Source organism: Bradyrhizobium sp. P2_E8, assembly GCF_056403875.1.
This window is the reverse complement of record NZ_JBFUES010000285.1, coordinates 1-7702: the sequence shown is the minus strand read 5'-3', so window position 1 is coordinate 7702 and position 7702 is coordinate 1. Positions and strand designations below refer to the sequence as shown.

The 7702-nt window shown below is 62.8% G+C and carries 4 protein-coding genes and 1 tRNA gene; 4 read left to right on the top strand and 1 reads right to left on the bottom strand.

Going from position 1 to position 7702, the window contains the following annotated elements:
• The first annotated feature begins 46 nt into the window (after positions 1 to 46).
• Complete coding sequence (gene gatB, locus AC1D00_RS17450; protein ID WP_477011517.1) at positions 47 to 1531, top strand: Asp-tRNA(Asn)/Glu-tRNA(Gln) amidotransferase subunit GatB; 1485 nt, start codon at positions 47 to 49, stop codon at positions 1529 to 1531.
• Between the two features lie 1563 nt (positions 1532 to 3094).
• Positions 3095 to 3361: a hypothetical protein gene (locus AC1D00_RS17445; RefSeq protein ID WP_027547175.1), complete on the top strand. Its 267-nt coding sequence runs from the start codon at positions 3095 to 3097 to the stop codon at positions 3359 to 3361.
• A gap of 63 nt (positions 3362 to 3424) precedes the next feature.
• Here the strand turns inward: AC1D00_RS17445 and AC1D00_RS17440 are convergent, their stop codons facing one another.
• On the bottom strand, positions 3425 to 5446 hold the full coding sequence (locus AC1D00_RS17440; RefSeq protein ID WP_477011516.1) for an O-linked N-acetylglucosamine transferase, SPINDLY family protein: 2022 nt from the start codon (positions 5444 to 5446) through the stop codon (positions 3425 to 3427).
• A 344-nt stretch (positions 5447 to 5790) separates the two neighbouring features.
• On the opposite strand from AC1D00_RS17440, the gene AC1D00_RS17435 reads away from it, so the two are divergent.
• Positions 5791 to 5884 (top strand) — tRNA-Ser (locus AC1D00_RS17435).
• A 380-nt stretch (positions 5885 to 6264) separates the two neighbouring features.
• Positions 6265 to 7702: tetratricopeptide repeat protein (locus AC1D00_RS17430; RefSeq protein WP_477011515.1), on the top strand; the 1438-nt coding region annotated here is incomplete at its 3' end.

The window sequence follows — 7702 nt, the reverse complement described above, 5'->3', positions numbered from 1 at the left end:
GCCGGGGTCCGACCCGCATCCTCCAGCACAGAACGATATCTTCGCCATGAACGCTGACGCGACACCTCACAAACTGCTCAAAGGCTCAACCGGCGACTGGGAGATGGTCATCGGCATGGAGATCCATGCCCAGGTGACGTCGAACTCGAAGCTGTTCTCGGGTGCCTCCACCACGTTCGGCGGCGAGCCGAACAGCCACGTGTCGCTGGTGGACGCCGCGATGCCGGGCATGCTGCCCGTGATCAACGAGGAATGCGTCAGGCAGGCTGTCCGGACCGGGCTCGGTCTCAACGCAAAGATCAATCTGCGCTCGGTGTTCGACCGCAAGAACTATTTCTATCCGGACTCGCCGCAGGGCTACCAGATCAGCCAGTACAAGTCGCCGATCGTCGGCGAGGGCGAGGTCGTCGTCGAGCTGGACGGCGGCAAGACGGCCACCATCGGTATCGAGCGGCTGCATCTGGAACAGGATGCAGGCAAGCTGCTGCATGACCAGTCGCCGACCATGTCCTTTGTCGATCTCAACCGCTGCGGCGTGGCGCTGATGGAGATCGTCTCCAAGCCCGACATCCGCGATGCCGAGCAGGCCAAGGCCTATGTGACCAAGCTGCGCTCGATCCTGCGCTATCTCGGCACCTGTGACGGCGACATGGAGAAGGGATCCTTGCGCGCCGACGTCAACGTCTCCGTGCGCAAGCCGGGCGCGCCGCTCGGCACCCGCTGCGAGATCAAGAACATGAACTCGATCAACTTCATCGGCCAGGCGATCGAGTACGAGGCGCGGCGCCAGATCGAGATCCTCGAGGACGGCGGGCAGATCGACCAGGAAACGCGGCTCTACGACCCCAACAAGGGCGAGACGCGCTCGATGCGGTCGAAGGAAGAGGCGCATGACTACCGCTACTTCCCCGATCCCGATCTGTTGCCGCTGGAGTTCTCGCAAGACCTCGTCGACGAGCTGAAGGCGAAGCTGCCCGAGCTGCCGGACCAGAAGAAGACGCGCTTCGTCGCCGATTTCGGCCTGTCGGCCTACGACGCGAGCGTGCTGGTCGCCGAGCGCGAGAGCGCGGTGTTCTACGAGACCGTGCTCGACAAGCTCGGCAACCGCGCCCGCGACGGCAAGATGGCGGCGAACTGGGTGATCAACGAGCTGTTTGGCCGTCTCAACAAGGAAGGCCGGGATATTACGGGCGCTCCCGTCAGCGCCGAGCAGCTCTCAGGGATCATCGACCTGATCGGCGAGGGCACGATCTCCGGCAAGATCGCCAAGGATCTGTTCGAGATCGTCTGGCAGGAAGGCGGCGATCCCCGCGCGCTGGTGGAAAGCCGCGRCATGAAGCAGGTCACCGACCTCTCGGCGATCGAGAAGGTGGTCGACGACATCATCGCGGCCAATCCCGACAAGGCCGCGCAGGTCAAGGACAAGCCGCAGTCGCTCGGCTGGTTCGTCGGCCAGGTGATGAAGGCATCCGGCGGCAAGGCCAACCCGCAAAGCGTCAACGAGCTGCTCAAGTCCAAGCTCGGCGTCTAGCCTCACGCGTTCGGACGAGGTGACGGACACGCTTCGTCACCTCGCCTTCGGTTCGCGATGCGACGCTCTCGCGCGTCCTCGGCGGCAAACTTCATCCCGATCGATAGCTCCGCGGCGTCCGAATCGCCGTCACGCGATTCGCGCAAAACGGCGGCTTGCACACGCTCCGACGAGCGCTCGCGCCGTTAAGCATGAAAATATTTTCGTTGCCAAAATCTCCGACTCAGAGTCCGCGAAACGCCTTCGCGAGGCGATCCCGTGCGTTGCGACACGCGTCGTCGCGCCGGTCATGCGCAATGCGTGAGTGCAGGAAAATACTTTCTGCATAGTGTTTTCTTGCAATCATTACTCTCGCAAACACCGATGATGCGCCCACTCTCCGCGATCGCACGAACGCGTCATGCAGTGTGCTTGCGTCGCGCTGGCCAAGCGCACGCGCCTTGCTGCGTCAACACTTCTTTAAGCGAGAAGCTGTTTTTTTCGTCGTGTTGGTGTATTCGGGATGAGTGTGCATCTCGATCCCCGAGTGCACGCAGCGATTAAAGCCATCTCACACATCGGAGGGCAACATGGCCAAGAAAGCGAAGAAGGCGAAGAAGGCGAAGAGCGCAGTGAAGAAGACTGCGAAGAAGACCCGCAAGGTCGCGAAGAAGAAGAAGTAACTTCGACTTCTGAAGTTGCCGGCTGCTAGACAGCCGGCACGTCATCAGCGCCTCCCAGAGGTTCTGGTCGACGATAGAGGGTGTCGGCGAGACATCAGGTCAACGGTCGGATCGTTCTCTTCACGGTCCGGCAGAAGAAACGAGTTTTCTTCGTTCGGTGCGGGGCTGATTCTTTCGGTTCTGCAATTTCACGAGTGGCCTCACGGTCAAAGTGGAATCTGGTCCTGACGTGTTCGCCGACGCCCTCGTTCTCCTGAGGCCGGGGTATTGCCGGCATTCCTTTTCCCGACATTGCCGATCTGATCGCGACGTGGCCGCGCTGCCGCTGTGCATTGCCTTGGACAGGCGAGGGCCGCGGTCTTGTCGTTGCGCGGCGTCCGTGCGCCGTTTCCCGATTTGCGGACCCATCGCCCGGTTCCGACCGGCGATCCAGGACGTCGCGGCTCTTGATAGATGACTGGCGTCTGCGGAGTACCGGGTCTCCCGCCAGCCGTTGGCTGAAGCTTCAGCGTCCCAGGACCGCAAGCCCCGGCGTGGCCGGGTCGCGGGTGACGACAAGGAGTGGCGGAATGTACGCCGCAGCGCCCCGCCACCGCGCGCGATGGTTATCGTTGTCCGAAAATCTCAAGGTAAACCGAATCTGACGAATTGCAGAAGTGACTGCAAAACGGAGGCTTTTTGCATTCTCCATGCGGGCGCCGGCGGCCCGTGTTTACGTCTGCTTCATCGYGATACTTAAACTGCCATTCAAATTTGCCCGCCATCATCGCCTCCAACAAGCCGGCAAACGGCATGGGGAGAGTTGAACGGCGCATGATCCCAGAAGGGATCACGCAAATCAGAGTTGGACGGGAGCCGCGCTCGGGGGAACGAGGCGGCATAAGAAAACAGGGGATGCGTTATGTTTCAGGGTACTTTCGATCTGGAGACCGCGACGCCGATCGACGCGAGCGCGCTGTCGGACGTGCTGTTCGAGCGCGGGATCTATTGGGCGAGCGGCCGCGCCGGCCTCGTCGATCTCGTCGCCGCGCACAAATGGTTCAACCTCGCCGCCCTGAAGGGCCGCAAGGACGCCGTGGCGCTGCGCCAGGAAGTCGCCGGGCAGATGTCGGACGCCGAGATTTCGGCCGCGCAGCGCGAGGCGAGGGCGTGGGTTTCCACCCACTGACCGGTTTGCTCCGCCGTAGGGAGCCGAACTGGCCGATTGGCGCGATGAGCGCCAAGGGCGCCCTCACGATGAGATATGGACGGCAAACGAGGCCGGCGCTTCGCCGGCGCAATGCCGGCGCCACATTTCGTTGAAGGCGCTTTCGATGTGTCGGGTCATGCCGACGGTATCGAAGAGAGGCCAAGAGGCCCGATGCGCCGCCAGCTTGCTCTTGAGGGCGGTTCGAAGTTCAGCATCGTGAGCGATGCGAAGCGCCAGAACCTCATATTCGTCCAGCGATCGCGTCACCAGCTCGGGAAGGCCGACAGCGTTCAGGAGACTGGCTGCAACGCGTCCAGCAAAGGCGGTGCCGAGGCAGGTCAGGACCGGCAAGCCGGCCCAGAGGGCGTCGCTGGCCGTGGTATGGGCGTTGTAGGGCAACGTGTCGAGGAAGAGATCGGCGAGCCGGTGGCGCGCCAAGTGTTCGTAGGCGGGGACGGGTGGGGCGAACACGATCCTCTCGGCAGCGACGCCGCGCGCAACGGCTTCACGCCTCAGATTCTCCCTGGCGGTGGGGTCCCCATCGAGCAGCCACAGGACGCTGCCCGCGGTCCTGGTCAGCAGCCTCATCCAGACATCGAACAGCACGGGCGTGATCTTGGACGCTCTGTTGAACGCGCAGTAGACGAATGCGTCTTCCGGCAGACCGACCTCGCTCCGGGTCGGACCATTTGGCAGGAGCGGTCGCCTCGCGTCGGTCGCCTGATAGCTGTCGGGGAGATAAACCACCTTCTCGGCGTAATACTTCTGCTCTGCTTCAGGGATGACGATCCTGTCGGCAATGACGTAGTCGATATATGAGGCGCCCATCGTGCCGGGAAAGCCGAGATAGCTGACCTGGAGGGGAGCCGCACGGCACGCAAGGATTTTCGGCCGCGCACCGGTGGTGAAGCCTCCCAGGTCGACAAGAACATCAATGTCGAGCTGGCGTATCAGCTTGACCACGTCCTCGTCGGCAAGATCGCGGACATCTTCAAAGCGTTCGAACGCCGCCTGCAGGCGATTGCGCATTTCGCTGCGGTCATCCGGTCCGTAGGAGATGGCGCTGACCTCGAAGCGCTCACGGTCGTGCTCCTCGAAAACTCCGGCCATCAAATTCGCGGTGGCGTGATTGCGATAATCGGCAGACAGATACGCGACCCGCAGCCGGGAAACCGGTGACGGCGCTCTGGGGATCGCGGCACCTCGTTCCGAAGCGACCTTGGCGACAAATGTCTTCGCACAGGTCAATTGATGTGCGGGAGACGACGAGGCATGAAAGAAGGTGAGAGGGTCGACCGCCACGCCGGATTCGACGGCCTCGTCCAGAGCGGCCTGTTCAACTTCGAAACTGCGCCAGTCGGCACGCTGCCGCCTGGAACCAACGAGCTTGCTCAATGCGAACGGGAACGCCTTGTCCAGCGCGACCGTTCTTTCGAGCGCTCCGATCGCTTCGTCGTGCCGACCCATCTGGGTAAGGACTTCAGACAAGAGGAAATGGTTCTGTGGATTCGACGGTCCGAGCTCGACGGCCCTTTGGTAGCTGTCATGCGCTTCGTCGAGGCGATCGAGCTGGTGAAGCGCACTACCTCGGTTTGCGAACGCTGCGCTCGACGGCGCGATCGCAATGGCGCGATCAAATTCCGCGATGGCATCGTGAAGCTCCTTCCGTGCCATCAGGATCGCACCGCGATTGAGATGCGCACCGGCGAAGTTCGGCGCCAGGGCAATCGCTTTCGCAAGCCAGTCGAGTGCATCGTCTGTCTTGTCCAATGCACGCAGCACGTTGGCATAGTTGAAGAGGACGTCGGGATTGCCGGGATCGACGCGGACAGCTTTCTTGAGCAATGGCTCGGCATCCGCGAAATTGCCGCGCTGTGCGTGCAACAGCCCAAGCATGTGGAGCGCGACGGGGTGCGTCCTGCTTCCCTTCAGGATCGCCGTGTAGGCCCGCTCCGCTTCCGACACGTTGCCCGCACGGTGCGCCGCAATTGCCTGGTCCAGAACAGTCGACGGAYGGAGTGAGGAGGGGGCCGAAGCTCCCTTGTTGCGGCCGTGCTGCGACATGTGATTGGGTTTTCTGGACCCCGATGACGGGGCTGTGCTCTGGCGAAATGGTGCAAAAACTCTAGCCGCCTTCGCCGGAGAGAACAACGGCCGCGCCGCCGCGCTTCGAGGCACGAAACTATCGCGCTCGGGCCGAGATTTCACGCATGACAATATCGATGCCGGCCAACCGGCGCGATGGCTGCCCGCTATGCGGGCGTGATGACGGCCGGCCGGCCCGGGACGTCAGCCAGTCCCGCCCGTCCTTCTTTCATCACGGCCAGAGCTTTCATGTGCAAAGAAACCCGCTCGTCCCAATTCTGCCGCTTGCAGCCCGCCGCCGTGTCGGGCATACCCGGCGCGTTGGAGACGTGGCCGAGTGGCTGAAGGCGGCGGTTTGCTAAACCGTTATAGGCTTGTAAAGGCCTATCGAGGGTTCGAATCCCTCCGTCTCCGCCAGATGCATCCAATTGAAATATCTTACATTTTTCGCGGATTGGCCGCGCGCTCGGTTGCCCGGATGGGCTGAAGGGCGGAGCATCCCCGGCCTTGCCATCCCGCATGGTCCGCGGCGGTTGGTTGGCAGCTCGGCGAATCGCCGTAAGGGAGGCCCGGAACCGTCAAATCCGGCTCTGCCGAGGTCCTCCCGGCCCAATGGACCATATCCCCTGCACCTTGCCCGAGAAAACATGGCGTCCGGCGTATGTTCAACCGAGCCGGCGTGAGGTACTTCACCGGTCTTTCGCTCGATTGGGCGGATATGGGCATGGTTTGGGTGCTGAGCGCGACGTCGATCCGTGGACGTAGTGGGACGCCGTGCGAGAGGTCTGTTCCCGTCGATGAAGAACATTGCAGCAATCTTCAATGAGGCGCTCTCGGCCCTCAATGCGCGCGATCTCAAGAAGGCCGAAGAGGGCTTCAGGCGGGTCATCAAGTCCGAGCCGTCGCATGTGCCTGCGCTCAACCTGCTGACCATCGTTCTCGTGAACACGAACCGGTTCGCCGAGGCCRAGCCATTCATCGCGCGCGCGGTCAAGCTCAATCAGGGATCGGATGTTTCCTTCTACAATTACGGGCTGATCGCGAAGCAGCTCGGCAAGCCCGCACTCGCGCACGAGCAATTCACCAGGGCCTTGCGGCTCAATCCAAATGTGCGCGAGAGCTGGAACAACCGCGGCGTAGCCTGCAACGATCTCGGCCAATACGAAGCTGCCATATCCGACTTCGACAGATCGATTGCCCTCGATCCGAACTACGCCGACGCTCATGCGAACAAGGGCAAGTCGCTGCTCGAACTCGGGCGCCACGCCGAGGCGTTGGCCGCCTATGAGCKGGTGCTCTCCGTCAGGCCCGAACTGGCGGAAGCCTGGCTCGGCCGCGGCACGGCGCTGGCTCGTGGCGGGCGCCGCGACGAGGCTCTTGCCGCCTACGACAGGGCACTCTCCATCAGGGGCGATCTGGCGGAGGGCTGGATCGGCAGGGGCAATGTCCTGTACGAGCTCAGGCGCTACGCGGATGCCGACGCGTCCTACGACCGCGCACTCGGCATCGCCCCTGAATCGGCGGCCGCCTGGCTTGGCCGGGGCAACGTCAACGCGGATCTCAAGCGCTATGACGAAGCGCTCACGGCCTACGGCAAAGCCCTCGCGATCAAGCCGGATTCGATCCAAGCCGTGGTTGGCCGCGGCAACGTCTTCACGGCCATCAAGCGCCACGACGATGCCCTCGCGCTCTACGACGCGGTGCTCTCGAGCAAAGCGAATTCGGCCGAAGCCTGGCTCGGCCGGGGCAATGTCTTCCTCGATCTGCGGCGTCACGATGATGCGCTCGCCGCCTACGACAAGGCGCTCTCCATCGCGCCGGACCGGGCGGAAGCCTGGCTGGGCCGAGGCAATGTTTTCGCCGACGTCAAGCGCTACGGGGAGGCGCTCGACGGCTACGACAAGGCGCTGTCCATCAGGTCCGACCTGGCGGAGGCCTGGTTCGGGCGAGGGAACATCTTCGCCGACCTTCGTCGCCACGACGACGCGTTCGCAGCCTTCGACAGGGCGTTCTCGCTCAATCGCGACCTGCCCGGGGTGGAAGGCGCGAGGCTCTATTCGAAGCTGAATTGCTGCGACTGGACAGAGATAGAGGCTGAAAGAACGCGCTTGATCGCATCCATTCGTGCGGGCGAGGGGGGCTGTCAGCCGTTTGCGCTGCTCTCGATTGCGGCATCGGCCGAGGACCAGCGACGAAGCGCCGATTTCTGGATCGAAAGGATGCTTGGTCTTGCCG

Excerpts from the sequence above, each read along its gene's own strand:
- AC1D00_RS17445 (WP_027547175.1), top strand. The coding sequence starts at position 3,095 with ATGTTTCAGGGTACTTTCGATCTGGAGACCGCGACGCCGATCGACGCG.